The organism is Citrobacter sp. NCU1 (genome assembly GCF_010231475.1).
GTDB lineage: Bacteria > Pseudomonadota > Gammaproteobacteria > Enterobacterales > Enterobacteriaceae > Citrobacter_D.
Window position 1 is genome coordinate 87,775 of the sequence record NZ_NRDO01000013.1, and the last position, 20,065, is coordinate 107,839.

Genomic DNA, 20,065 nt, shown 5'->3' on the forward strand with positions numbered 1-20,065 from the left:
CAATTTATAGCGTTTGCAGCAGACTGGAGAGCTGAAGATTGATCGCCTGCTGGTTAAAATCAGACTCAACTTTTTCACGAGCGCGTTGCACCACCGGTCGGAGCGCATCACCATCGATTCGGCTGAATGCGGCCAGTTGTTCGGCCAGCGCCGGGGCATCGTTTTCGGGCACCAGCCAGCCGGATTTCCCGGCTTCCACCAGTTCCGGGATCCCGCTATGCACCGTCGAGATAACCGGAATACCGACCGCCATCGCTTCCATCAACGCCACAGGAATACCTTCCATATCCCCGTCTGCCCCCGTGACCGAAGGCAGCAGAAAAACATCGGCCTGATCCAGCATTATTTTTACGTCATGACTGGGTTTAAAACCGGGCATTTCAATCACATCCTCCAGTTGGTACTGTTCGACCAGTGTGCGCAGGCGTCTTTCCCACGGACCGATCCCCAGAATGCGATAACGGAAATCCACGCCGCGCGTTTTCAGCAGACGGCAGGCTTCAATGGCGACATGCAGCCCTTTTTTCTCGGTGAGGCGGGCAACGGAGATAATCTCCAGCGGCATACCGGGCGTTTTAAGCGGTCGATGGGTAAACCGCGCCATATCCACGCCCATCCGTGAAACCGCGATTTTCTCCGGCGGACAACCCATCCCTTTCAGGCGCGCAGCCCAGAGATCGCTAATGGGCAGCATTACATCACCGCGCCGAAACAGTTGCTGATACTCGGGCGTATAGTGGTTAAGCACTTCCCGGCTCGAGATATCAATGCCGTGGAATATGGTGGCTATCTTGCCTTTGAGTACCCCAAGTTCCCGCAGTTTCGCCGCCGTTACCCCGGCAGGCCCAAAATGGGCGATAAAGACATCGGCATCAAACGGTGTCGTGACCTGAGCACAAATAGAGGAAAGGATCAGGTTGCGCGACTCGGCACCGTAGCGGGAAACGTTTAACGCTTTCCATGTCGGCGCACGATGCAGTCCCGCCAGCGTTTTGATTGCGCGATAGCGAAGTTTTGCGAGGCGTCCCATCGGTTCATCCTGCAACCAGCGGGTTTTGGCTTCCAGGCCATATTTCGTCCATGACGCGTGGGTATTGCGCAAATCGCCCTTCTGCAACGCGACAATGTCTACCTCAAACCCCATGTCGATAAACGCGGTGATTTGGTTAAGCACAAACGTCTCCGAGGACAGCGGGAATTTGAGTAAAAAGAAGCTGACCTTCATTTTCCCTCCCTGATGCGCACCAGCACCGATTCGACCATGCGCAACCCCTGTTCACGCTCACGCGTCACGGCGGCAGAAACGCGCGTGTTCAGCTCCGGCAACTGCCCCAGCGTATCGGCAACCCTTGTTTCCAGGCTTCCATCCAGCAGATGGCGAATATCGATGGCCATCTCAGGCAACCCCAGTTGCTGCATGATCCCCGCCGACTTATGTTCGTAGTTGATGGCAATCGCCGGGGTGTCAAAGTTCATCGAGATAATCGCGGAGTGCAGACGTGTTCCCACAGTCAGTTCGCAGGCGGCAAGAATTTTTCCCATCTCCAGATCGTTCAGTTCGTCCATCACCACGTGGTAGCGCGACGGATCGCTGACATACTGGCGTAAGTTCAGCGCCACCATACGGTCGTCTTTGTTATAGCTGTCGATCCCGGTACAGGTTGAGAGTGCAATCACTTGGTACCCTTTCTCCAGAATGCGATTCACGACCCCGGCGAACGCCTGCTCATAGGCCTGCTGAGTGGTGCCCAGACGTTTATCAAACGGCGCCAGTTCGCGCAGTGTGATAGCCACCGTCTTCTGCGTCGCAGCTACATCCAGCCAGTGTTGCACCGTGTAGGCCGGTTCAAAATCCTCATGGTGGCGCTCCACCAGCCACGCGGTGTCCACGCCGGACTCCACTTTCTCCGTCGTGATGTCGCTACGCTTCATCAGTTCAAGGCTTACCGCTTCGCGCAGGATCAACGCGTCACACTGTCCAAAAACATAGTTCGCCAGTCGGTTGAACTGTTCGTCCTGGAACGGGCCGACGCTGTGACCCATCATATACAGCGGTTTTTTCGCCATAAAGGTACACAGCGCATGCTCAAATTGCGGTACGCCGTAGAGGTCGACAAAAAACGATCCGCCAACCTGGATAATCGCGTCGTAGCCCGACAGCAGACGGACAAAGTCCGTAAAGCCCTGGGCAATCGCAATGTTACGCAACTTGCCGGTATCCGTGACGCGCGAAAGCAGAACCTGATGTTGATAACGGCGGCGCAGCACTTTTTTCACCCGTCCCATCATGCCTGCCGCACTGTTGTGCTGCTTCATTTGCAACCAGATAGGATCGCCCATCACCGGACGATTGAGTAACCAGGAAGAGCTCACCGGATAACGGCTCATCACGTCGACGTCCGCGTCGGGTTCCAGCCGATGAACCGCATCCAACAGGCCGCGTAAAATCGCACTGTCGCCACGGTTGCCGCAGGTATGGTTGCCAAGTATGAGTAGTTTCATTTGTATCCCATTAATCATGTTTGAGCTTTATCCTGCGCGTAGCAGTGTTTTCATTTTTTCGCTGCGACAAAACTGGCGCTTTATTTCCACCACTAACGGATGGCGCGACGCCACGATCATCACGACAAAGGCCAGCGCGCCCGCCGCAATTTGCGTTGCCAGCAATACGCCGAGCGGCAGATGCCCCTGCAACGCAACGCCCAGGCCATAACTCAGCGCCAGCGTCGGTAAAGAGAGATAAAACGGTAGCCATAGGCTCAGGATGTACTGACGATAGCTGGAGCCCAGCACCGGTTTTATCATCACGAAATAACTCAGCACCGTGTTGATGATTTGCACCAGCAGAAAGCCCAGCGTGACGCCAATAGCGCCTGCCAGATGCCCCCCGACGAGAATCGCCGGAATAAACAGGCACGTTTTGAACACGTTGAATTTGAAGCTGATATCGACGCGCGCTTTCGCCATCAGCAGCGAGCCAATCGGGTTACCAACGGAGCGCAGCAATCCCACCACGCACAACAGTTGCAGTACCGGAACGATACCGCGCCATTTCTCGCCAAAGACCAGTGGCACAAAATTGTCCGCCACCACCATCAGGCCAAGTAACGCAGGGAAGTTAATGATCCCCACCACCGACAGCAGCTTGTAGAAGTTAATCCGCAGCTTTTCGGTATCGTCCTGAATTTTGGCAAATGCGGGAAACAACACGCGGGTGATGATGGGATTGAGTTTCATCGGCGGAACAACCGCCACGTTGTACGCCAGGTTGTATCCCCCCGCCACGCCTGCGCCAAGAATGCGCGCCAGCACCAGGGTTGAGAGATTGGTATTCACATAATTGATGATGCTGTCTGCCGTCAGCCACGCGCCAAAACGTAAGTTCGACGAGACGGATGCCAGCGAAAAGTGCAGTCCGGGACGATAGATTTTGCGGCCAAAATAGCCAAACAGCAGCGTACGGACCGCGCTGTTGACCAGATAACCGAGGATCGCGGTTAACGCCCACGGCCAGAAATGGGCGCTGACCAGCGTAAAAGTAAACCCCGCCAGCACCGAACTGGTTTCGATCATGCCAATCTTGTTGAATTCCAGCTCTTTTTGCATCAGCGCACGGAACTGCTGCCCATGAGGGGTAACCACAAATACCAGCGACAAGGTTTTGATTAATGGCGCCAGATCGGGGTTATTCAGCACATTGCTAATCACGTCGCTAAGCAGAAACACCGCCACGCACACCACTATTCCCAGACCGACATTGAGCCAGTACAACGTGGTCAGTTCGAGGTGGCTTATCGCTTTACGCTGGATAATCGAGTTGGCGATGCCAAAGTCCGAGAGGGTGTCGGCCAGCGCAATAATCACCAGTGAAACGGTTAACAGACCAAACTGATGGTTGTCGATTATCCGCGCCAGCACCGTCATCTGAATCAGTCCCAGCCCGATAATGACCACGGTAGCCATCGCCGACCATTTGGCGCCGCTGAGGGTTTTTTCGCGTAAACTCATGATCGTTCCTCAGTAAGCCGCTTTGTTAACAAAGCCCTTAAACACGGTCAGAAAGACGATCTTGATGTCAAACCACAGGCTCCATTCGCGGATGTACTCAAGATCAAATTCAACCCGCTTTTCCATCTTCTCTAAGGTGTCAGTCTCACCGCGCCAGCCGTTGATTTGCGCCCAGCCGGTAATGCCCGGTTTCACCTTGTGGCGCAGCATGTAACCCTCGATAAGCTGGCGATACTGCTCGTTGTGCGCCACCGCATGGGGACGCGGCCCCACGATAGACATGCCGCCCGTCAACACGTTGATAAATTGCGGTAACTCGTCCAGCGATGTGCGGCGCAGAAAGTTACCCACGGGGGTGACGCGCGGATCGTTTTGCGTTGCCTGGGTGACCACCGCATCGTTTTCCATCACTTTCATGGATCGGAACTTCCACACGTTGATTGGTTTGCCATCCATGCCGTAGCGCGTCTGGCGGAAAATAACCGGGCCGGGAGACGTCAGCTTGACCGACAGCGCAATGCAGCACAGCACCGGAGAAATCAACAGCAAAATCAGCGACGCCAGCACAATGTCTTCGGCACGTTTAAGCAGCCGATTGATGCCCGAGAGCGGCGTGTCATACAGCGGTACAACCGGCACGCCACTCACCTCTTCGATGCGGGAGTGCAAAATATTGAAAGTGAAAACGTCAGGGATCAGAATCACCGAGCAGGTGGTGTCGGCCAGTTCTCGCACCAGCTTTTTCACCCGTGCGCCATCACACATCGACATAGCGATATAAACGTTATGGATGCGTGACGCTTTGGCATCGTCCACCAGCTGTCGCAGATTGCCCGCCCAGTCCGATGACACGCCGCCCGGTTTCGCGTCGTGATATACGCCGACCACCTCAAAACCCAGCCACGGCTCGTTACGAAAACTCTCCAGCAACGCCTGACCGGCAGGCAAATCTCCCGCCACCGCCACCCGCCGTTTGTTGTAACCACGATGGCGCAACCAGCCTGCCCCGTAACGAATCAACGAACGACAGACCACCAGCCCAACGCTGGAGAGCAGATACCACGCCAGCCAGACGGCAGGACGGTTCTCAACGTCGTTATTGAAAGCGATTAAACCGGCGCTAAACACCAGGCTCAGCGTCCAGTTGCGCAGCAGCAGCGCCAGTTCCGTCGAAATTTTGACCCCGCGCCAGGAGCGGTAAAAATCCGTGATGCCTCCCAGCATCTGGAACACCACCAGCGTAATTAAGGCCACCAACAGGTGCATATACAGAAATGGCAAGCCGCTCACCTGGCAGACGACCCACAGCCCGCCAAACATGAGGGTGATATCTGAAAAGCGTTGCACCATAGAGATTAACGATGCATTGGTTTTGGCTCGCTCGCGCTTTTTTAGATTTGTCATCGTTGTTCCTGTTCTTAGCTCTTATCCAGCCATTCCCTGACTGGATAAGAGACGCACTGACATTACTGATTCAACAACGCCAGCAGAGTGCGCGTTCGCGCTTCCATCAGCGGTATATCGCCACGCGATTCAACGTTAAGGCGCACCACCGGCTCGGTGTTTGACGAGCGCAAATTGAAACGCCAGTCGGCAAACGACATGCTGATGCCGTCGGTTCTGTCCACCGCCAGCGCCTCGCCCGCAAAGTGCTGTTCAACGCGGCCCATCGCCGATACCGGCTCTGCCAGTTGGCTGTTGATCTCCCCGCTTGCCGGAAACGCCACCATCCGGTCGCGCACCATTTCGCCCAGCGACTGTCCTTTAAGACACACCAGTTCAGCCACCAACAGCCACGGGATCATCCCGCTGTCGCAATAGGCAAAATCACGGAAATAGTGATGGGCGCTCATCTCACCACCGTAGATGGCATCTTCCTGACGCATCCGTTCTTTGATGAACGCATGACCGGTTTTCGACATCACCGGCGTGCCGCCCGCCGCCGTCACCACATCAACGGTGTTCCAGGAAAGGCGTGGATCGTGGATGATCTTTGCGCCCGGATGCTTCTCAAGAAACGCCTCTGCCAGCAGGCCAACGATGTAGTAGCCCTCAATAAACTGCCCTGTCTGGTCGAAGAAGAAGCAGCGGTCGAAATCGCCGTCAAACGCAATGCCCATATCTGCGCCATGCTCAATCACCGCGTTGTGGGTATCCGCACGACACTCTGGCAACAGCGGATTCGGTATCCCGTTCGGGAAGTTACCGTCCGGCGTGTTGTGGACTTTGATGAACTCAACGGGCACGCCGCACGTTTTAAAACGGGCTTCGATGGCATCCACCACCGGCCCCGCCGCGCCGTTGCCGGAGTTAATCACCAGCTTCAGCGGAGTGATGTTGTTGACATTGATATAGCCAAACAGGTGATCGAGATAAGCGTCACGCAGGGAAATCTGTTTGTAGCTGCCGCGCTTCGCGTCGTTCACCGGCGGGAAGTCATTGATCTCGGCCAGACGCTGGATATCGCGCAGCCCCGTGTCGCCGCTAATTGGCCGGGCGCCCTCGCGCACCAGCTTCATGCCGTTGTAGTCCATCGGGTTGTGGCTGGCCGTCACTTCGATACCGCCGTCCACGCCGAGGTGGAAAGTGGCAAAATAGATCTCTTCGGTGCCGGACAGGCCAATGTCCAGTACGTCAACGCCGGCATCCTGCAACCCTTTTGCCAGCGCCAGCTTTAGCGCCTGGCTTGTCAGACGGACGTCACCGCCCAACACGACCGTTTTCGGTTTCAGGAATTCGCCATATGCGCGACCAATGCGCCATGCGATCTCGTCGTTAAGCTCTTCGCCCAGCCTGCCGCGAATGTCGTAGGCTTTGAAACAGGTTAATTTCGTCATGTTTTTACCCTTCTTCAGGCAACAGTTAGCCCTGACCCGTTAATGGCCAAAAATTATCTTTGTCGTTATTTGCCGGGTAGTGACCCGGCGCTATCCGTCGGTCATTACCTGATGGCGACGCTACGCGTCTTATCAGGCCTACACCCGCCCGTAGCGATCCTCAAACCGCACCACGTCGTCCTCTTCGAGATACGAACCGGAGCGCACTTCGATTAAATCGAGCGGAATTTTTCCCGGATTCTCCAGGCAGTGGGTCGCGCCCAGAGGAATGTAGACAGACTCGTTTTCACCGAGCAGTTTGATATCACCATCAATGGTGACTTTTGCGGTACCCGCCACCACAACCCAGTGTTCGGCGCGGTGATGGTGCATCTGAACGGAAAGCCCTTCGCCCGGCTTCACGGTGATCCGTTTCACCTGGTAGCGGTCACCCGCGTCGATGGAATCGTATTTGCCCCACGGACGGTACACTTCGCGGTGAATATGGTGCTCGTGCCGCCCGTCGGCTTTGATCTGTTCCACCACTTTTTTCACATCCTGTACCGCGTTACGGTCAGCAATCAGCACAGCATCTTTGGTCTGTACAACCACCAAATCCTTCACGCCCACCGTGGTGACCAGGCCGGATTCGGCATACACATAGCTGTTCTCGGTTTTGTGGCTGATCACATCACCGTGGTGGACATTGCCTTCCGCCGTATGCGCGCTGATTTCCCACAGCGAAGACCACGACCCCACATCGCTCCAGCCCGCGTCCATAGGGAGAACAACGGCATCCGCCGTGTGTTCCATCACCGCGTAATCCACCGACTCTTCCGGACAGGCGAGGAACGCCTCTTCCTCCACGCGGATGAAATCAAGATCGGGATCAGCGGCGCTCATCGCTTTCTCACAGGCGTCAAAAATATCGGGACGGTATTTTTTCAACTCCTCCAGATAGCGCCCTGCGCGAAACAGGAACATCCCGCTGTTCCAGTAGTAGTCACCGCTCGCCACCCACGACTGCGCGGTCTTGAGATCGGGTTTCTCGACAAATTGCGCGACCTCAAACGCGACGGCATCGTGCTTACCCGGAGTGACATTGCCGCGACGAATATAGCCATAGCCGGTTTCCGGCAGATCCGGCACGATCCCAAACGTCACCAGCTTGCCCGCATCGGCATACGGCATGGCATTACGCACCGCTGTACGGAACGCCTCTTCATCGGCAATCACATGATCGGCCGCCAGCACCAGCATCAACGGGTCGTTCTCCGGGCTGTGGCGGGTTGCCGCCAGCGCCGCCAGCGCAATTGCAGGGGCGGTGTTACGCCCTGCCGGTTCGAGAATGATATTCTCGGTCAGCTTGTTCAGCTGTCGCAGTTGTTCCGCGACGATAAAGCGGTGTTGTTCATTACAAATCACCACCGGGCTTTCGCACTCCACGCCGTTCAAACGACAAATGGTCGTTTGCAACATCGTGAGATCGCCCTTCAGGCATAAAAACTGTTTTGGATAAAGTACGCGGGAAAGCGGCCATAAGCGGCTACCGGAGCCACCCGCCATCACGACCGGATAGAGTTTGGTCTGATTCATTATTTAATCCCGAATATCTGCAATAAATTGACGTAACACGTTCTCTTTATCGAGCGTGCGTTCGGCATAGTCACGTGCCACCGTGTTGTTTTCAGGCATCGCGAGTGCTTGCGTAATGCCGCTCACCAGCGCGTCGACCGATTCGGGCTCCACGCAAACGGCGATGCCCGGATAGCTGTCACAGAGCTGACCCAGTTCGGTCTGGGCTTCTGCGGTAATCACCGCATTGCCGCCCACCGCCAGAATATTAGTGAGCTTGGAGGGCAGAACCGCATCCGCCGCGCCGCGCTTTTGCACCACCAGATGGCAGTCGCCCATTTTCAGCAGCGCAGGTAACGCGGCGTAAGGCTGAAGCGGTAAGAATTTGATGTTCTTCAGGCCGCGTTCGCGGGCCATTTTTTCCAGCCGCGCTTTGCCGCCGCCCTGACCGACAATCGCAAACATCAGCGGCTGTTCGCGCAAACGAAAAGCGGCTTCAATCACGTTTTCCAGCCCCTGTTTTTCGCCAATGTTGCCGGAGTAGAGAATGATTTTGCGATCACGCGGCAGTTCAAGCTGTGCGCGCAGTGTGCGAACATCGTCGTCGCAAACGTCGCGAAAACGGGCCACTTCCGACCAGTTTGGAAAGAAAATGATCTTCTCCGCCGCCACCCCTTTCTCCTGCGCTTTATTCATCATTGAGCGGGAGATGGTGGAGACGTTGTCAACATGATGCAGGCCGCTGCGTTCGAAAGCAGTCGCCAGTTTCGCCACTCTCCCCGCTTTACCTTTTCCCGCCAGACCGAGTCCTAGCATCGCGTCCACTTCGTAATCCTGAATATGCAACAGCGTGCGTGCGCCGGAGAGTTTCGCCAGCAGACGCATTCCCGGCGTGCAAAACAGCGTGGGCACCACGCCAATGATGCGATCCGGCTTCCAGCGCCGTTGCGCCAGTAACGGGAAAAAGCTACTCAGCGCAAAGCTACCCAAATGCAGCAGGCGCTTCAGCGTTGACGGTTGCTTTGGCACGTACAGCGGGCAGCGCCAAACGGTGGCATCGCCCTCTTCCCGGCGGTAACGCCAGCTGGAGTAACGCTCGCCGACTTTCCATTGTGGATAGTAAGGCGGTGCGGTGATCACCCGTACCTCATGGCCTTCACGCGCCATCCACTCCACCATCTCGCCGGTGTACTTACCAATGCCGGTCAGTTCTGGCGAGTAGTTGATGCCGTACACCAAAATTTTCATAAGCCCGGCACCCCGGCCTGGCGTTCCGGCATAAAATAGGCGCGAGTGTTGTCATGTACGTCATCGCTTGCCAGCAGCGCCGCGGGTGTCATCCAACGGTATGCATCGTGCTGGGCATCCGGTAACGGAAGGTCGGCTTCCTGAACGCGTAATCGAAAACCGAGCACAACGTAATGGGTCGAGAAGGCCTCTTCCGAGAAGTTATCGTCATAGAAGTGCTGCCAGACACCATAAAATTCGCCTGCGGACATCGGTAAACGTAAGCCCAGTTCAGCCTGCGTCAGGCGTTCGAAGGCCGCGTGCAGCGGCTCATCTTTTTGCACCCGACCACCTGGCACAAACCAGTCGCCCTGTGCGGGCCGGTTGAGGCGTTTGCCCAGCAGAAATTCTCCCCACGCGTTTTCCACAATCAAATCAATGGAAATCAACGGTGTGGAACGCACCACGGTGGCAAAATCGTCCTGACGTAAAAACATGCTTACCCCCGAAACCGGTGCTGGTTCTCAAGGAACCACTGGTACGTGCTGGCAAGGCCCGCTTCCAGCGAGATCTCGTGATACCAGCCAAGCTGGTGCAGACGGGTGACGTCGAGCAGTTTACGCGGGGTGCCATCCGGTTGCGTGGCGTCAAACACCACGCGGCCTTTGTAGCCCACCACCTTCGCGATGGTTTGCGCCAGTTCGCGAATGGTGCAATCCACGCCGGTACCGACGTTGATGTGCGACAGCATCGGCTGGGTATTCTCCTGCCAGACTTCGCGGTCGAGTTCCATAACATGAATACTGGCCGCCGCCATATCATCCACGTGCAGAAACTCACGCATTGGCGTACCGCTGCCCCACACCACCACATCCGCCGCATTCTGCATGGTCGCCTCATGGAAACGACGTAGCAGCGCCGGGATCACGTGCGAATTGCTCGGATGGAAGTTGTCATGCGAACCGTACAGATTGGTCGGCATTACCGAACGATAGTCACGGTCATACTGGCGGTTATAGGACTCGCACAGCTTGATTCCGGCAATCTTGGCGATGGCGTACGGCTCGTTAGTCGCCTCAAGCGTCCCCTGCAACAATTCGCTTTCCGCCATCGGCTGTGTCGCCAGTTTTGGATAAATGCAGGATGAGCCGAGGAACAGCAGCTTATTGACGTTATGCAAATGCGCGGCGTGGATGATGTTGCTCTCTATCATCATGTTTTCATAAATGAAATCCGCCGGGTACGTGTGGTTCGCCACAATACCGCCCACCTTCGCCGCCGCCAGATACACCTGATCGAGGCGCGAGTCGGCAAAGAACGCCTGCACCGCTTTGCTATCCAGCAGATTCAGCTCGTCGCGGGTGCGCAATACCAGTTCCACATCGCCGCGCTGTTCCAGTTGTCTGACAATGGCGGAGCCCACCATCCCGCGATGGCCCGCCACAAAAATACGTTGTTTCATCATCCTCAGGACTCCAGCGCGATGGCAACCTCGTAACCATGAGATTTCAGCAGTGAGTGCTTCTTCGCCGCTTCCAGATCGTTTGCGACCATCTCTGACACCATCTGCTGCAGAGTAATTTCCGGCTTCCAGCCCAGTTTTTGGTGTGCGCGGGAAGGATCGCCCAGCAGGGTTTCCACTTCCGCAGGGCGGAAATAACGCGGGTCAACCGCCACAATCACATCACCGGCCTTAACGCCCGGCGCATCATGACCGGTCACCGAGACAACGATGCCTTTCTCGTCCACACCTTCCCCTTCGAAACGCAGTTTGATCCCCAATTGTCCTGCCGCCATTTCAACAAACTGACGAACGGAGTACTGCACGCCGGTGGCGATCACGAAGTCTTCCGGTTTCTCCTGCTGCAACATCATCCACTGCATTTTGACGTAGTCTTTGGCATGGCCCCAGTCACGCAGGGAGTCCATATTGCCAAGGTACAGGCACGACTCCAGCCCCTGGGCGATATTGGCGATCGCGCGGGTAATTTTGCGGGTCACGAAGGTTTCGCCACGGCGCGGCGATTCATGGTTAAACAAAATGCCGTTACAGGCGTAGATCCCGTAGGATTCACGGTAGTTGACGGTTATCCAGTAGGCGTACAGTTTGGCGACCGCATACGGCGAACGCGGATAGAACGGCGTGGTCTCTTTCTGCGGGATTTCCTGCACCAGGCCATACAGCTCAGAGGTGGAGGCCTGATAGAAACGCGTTTTCTTTTCCAGACCGAGGAAGCGGATCGCTTCCAGCAGACGCAGCGTCCCCATCGCATCGACGTCAGCGGTATATTCTGGCGATTCAAAGGACACCGCGACGTGGCTCATCGCCCCCAGGTTGTAGACTTCATCGGGCTGCACTTCCTGCAAAATGCGCGTCAGGTTGGAGGAGTCCGTCAGATCGCCGTAGTGCAGATGGAATTTTGGGTTGCTGGCGTGTGGATCCTGATAGATGTGATCCACACGCTCGGTGTTGAACGACGAAGCGCGGCGCTTGATACCGTGCACTTCGTAACCTTTCTCCAGGAGAAGCTCCGCCAGGTAAGAACCGTCCTGCCCGGTGACGCCAGTAATGAGAGCGACTTTTGACATGTCTGTTTTCCTTCTGTACTTAGTAGAAATTATTCAGCCTGAACGCGTTCGCGTATCACCACTGCCGGATTGCCACGACAAATCACGTTTGCCGGTAGCGACGTAAAAACACTGCTGCGCGCACCAACCACGGTGCCGTTGCCGATGGTGATGCCAGGGGCAACGAAAACATCCGTCGCCAGCCAGCACTTCTCGCCAATCACAATCGGTGTGGCGTTAATATCAAAATGTTGACTGCGATGATCGTGACTCCCGGTGCACAAATAGCTTTTCTGCGAAATAACAGAATGCGCACCTATCGTAATATCACCCAGGGTATATAAAACTGCGTCATCCCCAACCCAGGCGTAATCGCCCAGGGTTAATTTCCACGGGTAGGTAATTTTCACTGACGGTCTAATTACTGCGTTTTTTCCGATTTTCGCGCCAAATAAGCGTAATAAAAAAGCACGCCAGCGATACATCACCTGTGGCGACCACGCAAATAATGTCGCCTGTACCGCCCACCATAATTGCACTTTGATGGCATTGCCGCCCCGGAACCCTTTTGGTACAGAAAAACCACTGAGATCCTGCATCACATCTCCTTATATTTACGTTTTGTTATATAAGGTCTTCGTTTTACCCGTTGTGCGCAGGCGTAAGTGCCATGATAATTCGGCCCAAAAACCCGGCACGCGTAATATCTGGCGCTGCACTTTTTTCGCGTCCTGGCATAATTCCAGATTGTTCGTCGTGGACACCCCACCCATTGAAAATTCAGACACCAGACCGTTCAATTTTTTAAAGGGGTATCCGTTTTTATACATCCTGGCGGCCAGCGCATAATCGGAGGAAACCTTATATTGCAGATCATATCGGCAGACTTTCAGACCGCTCACCGGAAAAAATATTGCCTGATGACTCGCCGGTAAACTGTGATAAATATACCAACCGGGTTTCGCACTACGTTTTATTTTATGACCGTCGCCAAAATCCAGCAGCGCATCACCGGTAATCATCCGGTCATCTTTTTGTGATTGCAGCTGGCGGACGAAACGGGCGGCCTGTGGATGAAAGATATCGCCAGAGTTGAGGAACAGCGCAAAGCGACCACGCGCCATCTCAATCCCTTTGTTCATCGCATCATAGATACCGTTATCCGGCTCGCTGACAAAGCGTAAGTGGTAATCCCCGTTCAGATTTTCGAGAAATTCCCGGGTTCCGTCGTTGGAACCGCCATCCACCACGATCCACTCGAAGCTGAGCTCCTTCGCCTGTGCCAGATGCGCTAACGACGCATGCGTTCTGACGATACCTTCCCGATTACGAAAGGCGACGGTGATAATACTGAGCAACATGTGAATGACCTCGTAACATTGCGCCCGATGACTCAGACGCTAAGCGCTTTGCGCAAAATAAACGGACACACAATTAAAAATGCATATTCCGGACTAAATATCGAACCGGTAAAAAACAGCGACACCGGCGTAAAAAGATAAAGCTGCACCCGAAAATTCTGATTATCGCCAAACGCATTTAATGTCATTTTTAAGACTTTCCACATGTACCACAGCGTCAATAACACTGCGAACCAGGAAAAATAAATAATCAGCAGATACAACCCATTGTCTATTGTTTTACCGACATCTGCACCGTTAAAAATTCCGAATGATGCAACATATTCATAAAGTGAGCCAAATCTGATAACACCATCAATATGGCTTAACGAATAACCCACCATCACTAACGGACCGATAATACGATAATAGGATGATGAGCCTTCAGTACCTAAATCACCGAGGCGGGTCGAGATGTAAGGAAATGCAAATATCAAACCGACCAAAAACACGGCTAATGAGATTATCGCCAGTGGTAATTTTTTCTTTATCGCGTCCTTATTCAGATACTGAAATGCCCACTCCAGTAAGTAAAATAGAATAAACGTCATTACTCCTGAAAACGATCCTGATAATATTATCCCTGCCAGAATCATAGCATCAGCTTTAGGTGTTTTGATACCAAACTGTTTGATACTGAGCCAAATTGAGATTAACGCCAGAGCAAAAAATGCGGGTTCGAAATACAGTGCTGTGGTTCGCTTGCCCCCGAATTTAATAAAGTTCAGAACATAGCTATTACTGTAAATAAGATATTTCGAAATTCCTTCCATTAAACTGCTGCCGCCGGTGAGAATGATCTGCGCCATTTCAGCCGCGGCGAGCAGTACCACCAGCGCCACCACCAGGTAGAAAAAGCGCAGGATCTTACGGTAGTTATGCGGTGAAATCGTTTTGAAGCGAATGCTCCAGACCATGCCAATAATGATGACGATATAGACAAACAGCAGGGTTGACGTCACGTACTTGCTGGCATCCAGCGACTGACCAAACAGATAGTTAAACGCCGTCAGCCCTGCCCCTGCGCCTAACGCGATCATCAATTTTTTTATGTTGATGCGTTCCACAAACAACAACAGCAGAACCGGCAAAAAGGTGACGATAGTAATGGGAAAACTTTCACCCAGCTGCGCAATTTTGACGTTAACCAGCAGATAGATAAGCGGCAGCAGCAGATAACTACAGATTCTGATAGAACGAGACATACTCCTCCAGCATCTGGTTTCCACTGTACGCCGCACGGCTGCGTTCACGAAACGCGGCCAGCGTGCTCCCGAATACCGCCTTCGCGATCGCGGATTTGCTCAGTTGCGCCAGCCGCATTACCTCCTCTTCAGAGAAGGTTTTCCCCCCTGATTTTTGCAAGACTTCCCGCGCGGCCTCGCTGTGGGTCGCAATAACCGGGACGCCGATGGACAGCGCCTCGCAGAGGATCAGCGGATAGTTGTCGACCCGGGAGCTGAACAGCAACGCATCCATCTGGTTGAGGGCGCTCATCAGCGTCCCTTTGTCCGTTTCAAAACCGTGGTTGATGACGTTTGCCCCTTCAAACGGCGAAAACTTACCGAAGGTGTGCAGTTCCACCTTGTCGCCCAGCGCTATCAGCTCGCGTATCAACCGTTGATTTGTTTTGCCGTCATAACGTAAGTCGTGCGCGACGATGGCAATTTTCGGACGCCCCTGGGTTTCAACGACCGGGGGCAACGTTGAGAGAATCGCTTCGGTTGCCACATCAATACCGTTATTGATGACCCGGCAACGTCCTGCGCCATACAGACTACTGAAGGCCTCTGCCACATGCTGGCTGGGAGAAATAAACTGGCAGCCCAGCGCCAGCATTTCGCGAAACAACTGGCGCTTTTCGTCGATTAGTTCGTGCGCGCGATCGACATTGACCGGCGGATAGTTACTGAGTGTTGGGCATTTTTGACAGCCTGACCGCCACCCCTCACAACCGTCGGTAAACGCGCAACGCCCGGTGACGCTCCAGTGATCGTGCAGCGTCCACACCAGCGTCACGTCGGGTTTGTGGTGTTTGACCTTTTCGCAAAACGCCACCACCTCAGCAAGATTCAGCCAGTAGCTGTGCAACACATGAAAATGCAGCACCACAGGACCCGGGGTGCGGATGACGCTGCGGTACACATTATTCAGATTGCCGAACAGGTCGCGATTGAACAAACGAAACAGCGCGAGGTTCGCCATTGAGGTCAGACGCGGAGTGTGCTGCATGACGTGCGGGTAGTTGTGATGGCTAACGCTTTTCTTGCCGCCTTTGCCATAACCATAGACAAAGCGAGAGGTCAGCCCTTTTTGCCGCGCGCGCTGGTGAAGATCCAACGCCACGCCCGCCGCACCGCCTTCCGCCAGTCGAACATTAAATTGCAGAATCTTCATTTAATGACCCTCACGCGTGCTTTCTCCCCCACCACCAGCGCATTGTCCGGGATGGTGTCCAGCACAACGCTGCCTGCGCCAATCGTCACGTTATGACCAATGGTGATGCCGCCGAGCAAAATGACATTGGCGCCCAGGTCCACGCCGTTGCCAATCACCGGGCAAGCCATATTGTCAGCACCGCGATTACCAATAGTGACACCGTGGCGAAGGGTAAAATCGTCGCCCACGACCACGTGTTTGTTAATCACCACCGCATAACCATGATGGATGGTGAATCGGCGGCCGATGGTGGCCGCAGCTTGTATTTCATAACCGAAAAAACCTTCGGTGATGATGCGATACAGCACCAGTACCGGGGCTGCCCACAGATTGTTCAGTACATTCTTTTTGCGCCAGACGGAGCAGAAATGGGCGAAACGATACGCCAGCACCATGCAGCACGGACGCAGACTCCAGCTGTTTGCGCGTAAATCTTCCAGCATGCTTAGCGCCCCCGCAGTCCGTCAGCCAGACGTTTGCCGTTGCGCACGGAAAGGAGCGTCAGCAACGTGCGCCATGTCATGCGCTTGTTGCGGATCTGATACAACGTGAACAACTGGTATTTTTTGCTGGCCTTGTCGAATTTGTCTTTGTGCTTGCGGTAAAAGTGAAAGTAGCCGGAGAATTTTTTCGGCGATGAGGTGATCTGCATCTCGCCGTGATTGATGTGCAGAATTTGCGTCGCCTCTTCCACTTTCCACGGTTCGCCATACTCGACGACCATGCGCAGAAAAATGTCGTAATCCTGCGCTGCCGAAAGCGACGTATCGAACAGGCACTCTTTAAAACGCCACGCCCCGGTAAACACCTGGTTGCCAATAATGTTGCGTTTGTAGAATAAGCGGCGCGAGTACGGCGATTTGGGGTACAACGGCAAGCTGGCAGGTTGTGAGTAGACCTCCCCTTCACAGACATAGTCGTTGGCATATAAAAAGGCGTGCGTCACCAGTTGATGCGCGTGTTCAAGGAAGACGCTCAGACGGTTCGGCGTCCATTCATCATCATCATCAATCCCGGTAATGTAGGCACCCTGAGCCTGCATGATGGCCTGGTTGCGCACCGCGCAGGCACCGGAGTTGACGTCGTTGTGAATATAACGCACACGCGGATCGTTCAACCCTGCCACAAATTTCTGCAACTGTTCCCACGAGGCGGAACAATCATCCACGATGATCATCTCCCAGTGACGATAATCCTGGCGCAATACCGATTTAATCGCCCGGATGGCGAGCTGTTGCCGGTTCCAGGTTGGCATATAAATTGAAATCAATGGGTTGTCTGTTTTCATGCTCATTTTCCAAGAAGTATTACCTGACGGCACAGCGTGTAGGCCGGATAAGGCGTTTACGCCGCCATCCGGCAGCTATGCCTGATGGCGCTTTGCTTATCAGGCCTACTGAATTAGCAGGCCACTCACGATTTTTTATTTTGAGTCCGATGTGTATTCGTACTCGTAGTAACCGTAATCCTGGTATCCGGACGCCCGGCGGAATATGGAGTTGAGGATCACGCCTTTGACCGGAACCCCATTTTGTTCAAAGCGGCTCAGGCTGGTTTCCACCTCTTTCAGCGTGTTGACGGCGTAACGCGCCACCATCAGCGTGGTACCGGCATGACGCCCCACAATCGCAGCGTCAGTCACCGCGAGGATGGGCGGCGTATCAATCAGCACCAGGTCATAGTTCGCGCTGGCCCAGCGAATCAGCTCGCCAAAACGTTCGCTCATCAATAACTCGGAGGGGTTCGGCGGGACTTGTCCGCGCGGAATAAGATCGAAATGGGAGATGGAGGTCGGTTTCGCGCTGCTGGCTACCTCCCCTTTTCCCGCCAGAATATCGGACAACCCATTCGTGTTATGGGTACCGAGTAGCTCATGGGTGTAGCCCTTGCGCATGTCACAGTCGATCAGCAGTACGCGTTTATGAGTCTGGCTGATGACCGCCGCAAGGTTGGCGCAGACAAATGTTTTGCCGATGGAAGGACTCACACCGGTCAGCATCAGCACATTGTTTTGTGCCTGCATCATGGCGAAGTGCAGACTGGTACGCAGGCTACGCACCGCTTCAATCGCCAGATCAGTGGGATTGCCCACCGCCAGCAACTGACTCTGCTTGTAGCGCTTAACGCCTTTCACGGTTTTGACGTTATCGTGTGCTTTTTGCCACTCCGATAGCGGAATACTGGCATAGACGCTGATCCCGTTCTCTTCCAGCACCTGCGGGCTTTCAATCCCACGATGAAGCAGTGCGCGCAGCAGAACGCCAACGATGGAAAGCATCAGGCCGAGAATAATACTGCCGAGAATAATCAGCGCTTTTTTCGGTTTCAGCACACCGGGCTGCGCGATGGCCGGGTCGACAATCCTGACATCGCCTACCGTGCTGGCCTCCGTGATTTTCAGCTCCTGCTGTTTGTTCAGCAGTTGCATATAAACCTGCTGACCGGACTCCACGTCACGGGTCAGACGCACAATTTCCTGCTGCGTTTTCGGCATCGCCGTCACGCGGCCATTCAGCTTGTTTTTTTCCTCTTCCAGCGCGTTGCGTTTTTCCAGCAGTGTGCGGTAAGCCGGATGCGCTTTGGTGTAGAGTTTGGAGATTTCCGCCTCTTTGAACGTCAGTTCGTTCAACTGGGCATCAATGTTGACCATCGAATCCAGCACCGCTTTCGCTTCCAGCGGTAAATCGACCGAATCTTTATCCTGGCGAAAGGCGTTCAGTTTGTTTTCAGCAATATCCAGACGACCACGCACTTCAGGTAACTGTTTTGCCAGAAACGCCAGGCTTTTGGCCGCCTCTTCGGATTTGCGCGCAACATTTTGCTGCAGATAGTTGCGGGTGATGCTGTTGAGAATGTCGCGGATCTGCTCTCTGTCTTCCCCGGTAAAACTGAGGCTTAACACGCCCGTATCTTTGCCGTTTTCCGTCACCGTCAGGTTGTTTTGCAGCGTATTGATCATCCCCAGGGTAGAGAATTTCGTCACCGTGAATTCGCTGTCTGGCGCGGCCTGAATCGCGCTAACGTTCAGGGTAACCCCCTCTTTGCCCAGCAACTCCCCCACCTGGCCCTGGGCGCTAAAACCGCCGTCACTGGTCAGTTCGTACGTTTTGTCACTCAGTACGTGCAGGGTAAATACCTGCTCATTCATCTCCTTTGGGCGGGTGAACGTGGTCACTTTTACCGTGTCATTATGACGCCCCATCAGGCGATCCCACCCGGCGCCAAACAGCGGAAAACTGTTTTTGGTGACGGCGATATCAAGATCCAGATCGTCCACCGTCTTTCCCAGTACCAGGCGCGACTGAATAAGCTGGATTTCGGCGTCTGACGCTGGCGGTTTATTTGACAGCGCCGAGCCAATATCCTGAACCAGTGAGTTGCCGTTATTTTGCTCAATTTGTACCAGCGCATCGGCACTGTAGATAGGCGTGGCGAAGAGGGTGTAGATGCTGGCGCACAGCGCAAACGCTGCCGTGATGCCAAGAACCCACCAGCGCGCCTCAATCACGGTCCCCACCAGACGACCGATATCAATCTCATCATTGCCCGTGACCGGCGCCGCAGACTGTTTTACTTTTTCTGTCATTGTTTTCCCTGCTCTGCATTCAGTGCCTGCGCCCACTGGCGGGCAGACCGTTCAAGGAGTGAGTACACCGCTTCAAACGCATCACGACTTTTGCGATACGGATCGGGTATTTCACGTTCACTATCCCAATGACCAAACAGCATCACTTTGCCGCGCATCTCCGGCGCTATCTCGCACAACCGGGTAATATGGTGTTTCTCCATGGTCAGAATCAGGTCGTAGTCACGACACATGCGCCCGGAAATCTGACGCGCGCAGTGCCCGTCCAGAGAGAGGTTATGCGCCGCCGCGACACTGAATGCCGACGGATCGGCGCCGTGGCCAGACAACGCCCCTAAACCGGCAGATTCCACCGTCAACGCGGGGTGATAACTTTTCAGCAAACGTTCTGCTGTTGGGGAACGGCAAATGTTCCCCACGCAAACCACTAATATTTTGTTAAACAT

General features: G+C 54.4%; 18 protein-coding genes. All 18 read right to left on the reverse strand.

Annotated features, from left to right (window positions below; genetic code table 11):
* Positions 1–4 precede the first annotated feature (4 nt).
* Positions 5–1,225, reverse strand: a complete 1,221-nt coding sequence (gene wcaL / locus CJP72_RS05790; protein WP_162379942.1) for a colanic acid biosynthesis glycosyltransferase WcaL — start codon at positions 1,223–1,225, stop codon at positions 5–7.
* On the reverse strand, positions 1,222–2,502 hold the full coding sequence (gene wcaK, locus CJP72_RS05795; protein ID WP_162379943.1) for a colanic acid biosynthesis pyruvyl transferase WcaK: 1,281 nt from the start codon (positions 2,500–2,502) through the stop codon (positions 1,222–1,224). The genes wcaL and wcaK overlap by 4 nt, the downstream gene beginning before the upstream one ends.
* Before the next feature lie 27 nt (positions 2,503–2,529).
* Positions 2,530–4,008, reverse strand: coding sequence for a colanic acid undecaprenyl disphosphate flippase WzxC (gene wzxC, locus CJP72_RS05800; protein WP_162379944.1), 1,479 nt, complete (start codon positions 4,006–4,008; stop codon positions 2,530–2,532).
* Positions 4,009–4,017: 9 nt separating this feature from the next.
* Entirely contained in the window at positions 4,018–5,412 is a 1,395-nt protein-coding gene (wcaJ, locus tag CJP72_RS05805; protein WP_162379945.1) for an undecaprenyl-phosphate glucose phosphotransferase, read from the reverse strand.
* Between the two features lie 62 nt (positions 5,413–5,474).
* Positions 5,475–6,845, reverse strand: coding sequence for a colanic acid biosynthesis phosphomannomutase CpsG (gene cpsG, locus CJP72_RS05810; protein ID WP_162379946.1), 1,371 nt, complete (start codon positions 6,843–6,845; stop codon positions 5,475–5,477).
* Positions 6,846–6,983: 138 nt separating this feature from the next.
* Positions 6,984–8,420: a mannose-1-phosphate guanyltransferase gene (gene cpsB, locus CJP72_RS05815; RefSeq protein WP_162379947.1), complete on the reverse strand. Its 1,437-nt coding sequence runs from the start codon at positions 8,418–8,420 to the stop codon at positions 6,984–6,986.
* Positions 8,421–8,423: 3 nt separating this feature from the next.
* Entirely contained in the window at positions 8,424–9,647 is a 1,224-nt protein-coding gene (gene wcaI / locus CJP72_RS05820) for a colanic acid biosynthesis fucosyltransferase WcaI (protein WP_162379948.1), read from the reverse strand.
* The gene (locus tag CJP72_RS05825) at positions 9,644–10,123 is read right to left on the reverse strand and encodes a GDP-mannose mannosyl hydrolase (RefSeq protein WP_162379949.1); all 480 of its coding nucleotides are present in this window, start codon (positions 10,121–10,123) and stop codon (positions 9,644–9,646) included. Before CJP72_RS05825 ends, wcaI begins: the two co-directional genes overlap by 4 nt.
* Before the next feature lie 2 nt (positions 10,124–10,125).
* A complete protein-coding gene (gene fcl / locus CJP72_RS05830) occupies positions 10,126–11,091 on the reverse strand; it encodes a GDP-L-fucose synthase (RefSeq protein WP_162379950.1) in 966 nt (321 codons plus the stop codon).
* A gap of 2 nt (positions 11,092–11,093) precedes the next feature.
* Entirely contained in the window at positions 11,094–12,215 is a 1,122-nt protein-coding gene (gene gmd, locus CJP72_RS05835) for a GDP-mannose 4,6-dehydratase (protein ID WP_162379951.1), read from the reverse strand.
* A 29-nt stretch (positions 12,216–12,244) separates the two neighbouring features.
* Complete coding sequence (gene wcaF, locus CJP72_RS05840) at positions 12,245–12,793, reverse strand: colanic acid biosynthesis acetyltransferase WcaF (RefSeq protein ID WP_162379952.1); 549 nt, start codon at positions 12,791–12,793, stop codon at positions 12,245–12,247.
* A 15-nt stretch (positions 12,794–12,808) separates the two neighbouring features.
* Positions 12,809–13,555 (reverse strand): colanic acid biosynthesis glycosyltransferase WcaE, encoded by a 747-nt coding sequence (wcaE, locus tag CJP72_RS05845; RefSeq protein ID WP_162379953.1) that lies wholly within the window; start codon positions 13,553–13,555, stop codon positions 12,809–12,811.
* Positions 13,556–13,587: 32 nt separating this feature from the next.
* The gene (gene wcaD, locus CJP72_RS05850) at positions 13,588–14,799 is read right to left on the reverse strand and encodes a colanic acid polymerase WcaD (RefSeq protein ID WP_162379954.1); all 1,212 of its coding nucleotides are present in this window, start codon (positions 14,797–14,799) and stop codon (positions 13,588–13,590) included.
* Entirely contained in the window at positions 14,774–15,991 is a 1,218-nt protein-coding gene (gene wcaC, locus CJP72_RS05855) for a colanic acid biosynthesis glycosyltransferase WcaC (RefSeq protein ID WP_162379955.1), read from the reverse strand. Before wcaC ends, wcaD begins: the two co-directional genes overlap by 26 nt.
* Entirely contained in the window at positions 15,988–16,476 is a 489-nt protein-coding gene (gene wcaB / locus CJP72_RS05860) for a colanic acid biosynthesis acetyltransferase WcaB (protein WP_162379956.1), read from the reverse strand. Before wcaB ends, wcaC begins: the two co-directional genes overlap by 4 nt.
* Before the next feature lie 2 nt (positions 16,477–16,478).
* Positions 16,479–17,321, reverse strand: coding sequence for a colanic acid biosynthesis glycosyltransferase WcaA (wcaA, locus tag CJP72_RS05865; protein ID WP_162379957.1), 843 nt, complete (start codon positions 17,319–17,321; stop codon positions 16,479–16,481).
* Between the two features lie 135 nt (positions 17,322–17,456).
* Entirely contained in the window at positions 17,457–19,619 is a 2,163-nt protein-coding gene (gene wzc, locus CJP72_RS05870; RefSeq protein ID WP_162379958.1) for a tyrosine-protein kinase Wzc, read from the reverse strand.
* Positions 19,616–20,065: a low molecular weight protein-tyrosine-phosphatase Wzb gene (wzb, locus tag CJP72_RS05875; protein ID WP_162379959.1), complete on the reverse strand. Its 450-nt coding sequence runs from the start codon at positions 20,063–20,065 to the stop codon at positions 19,616–19,618. Before wzb ends, wzc begins: the two co-directional genes overlap by 4 nt.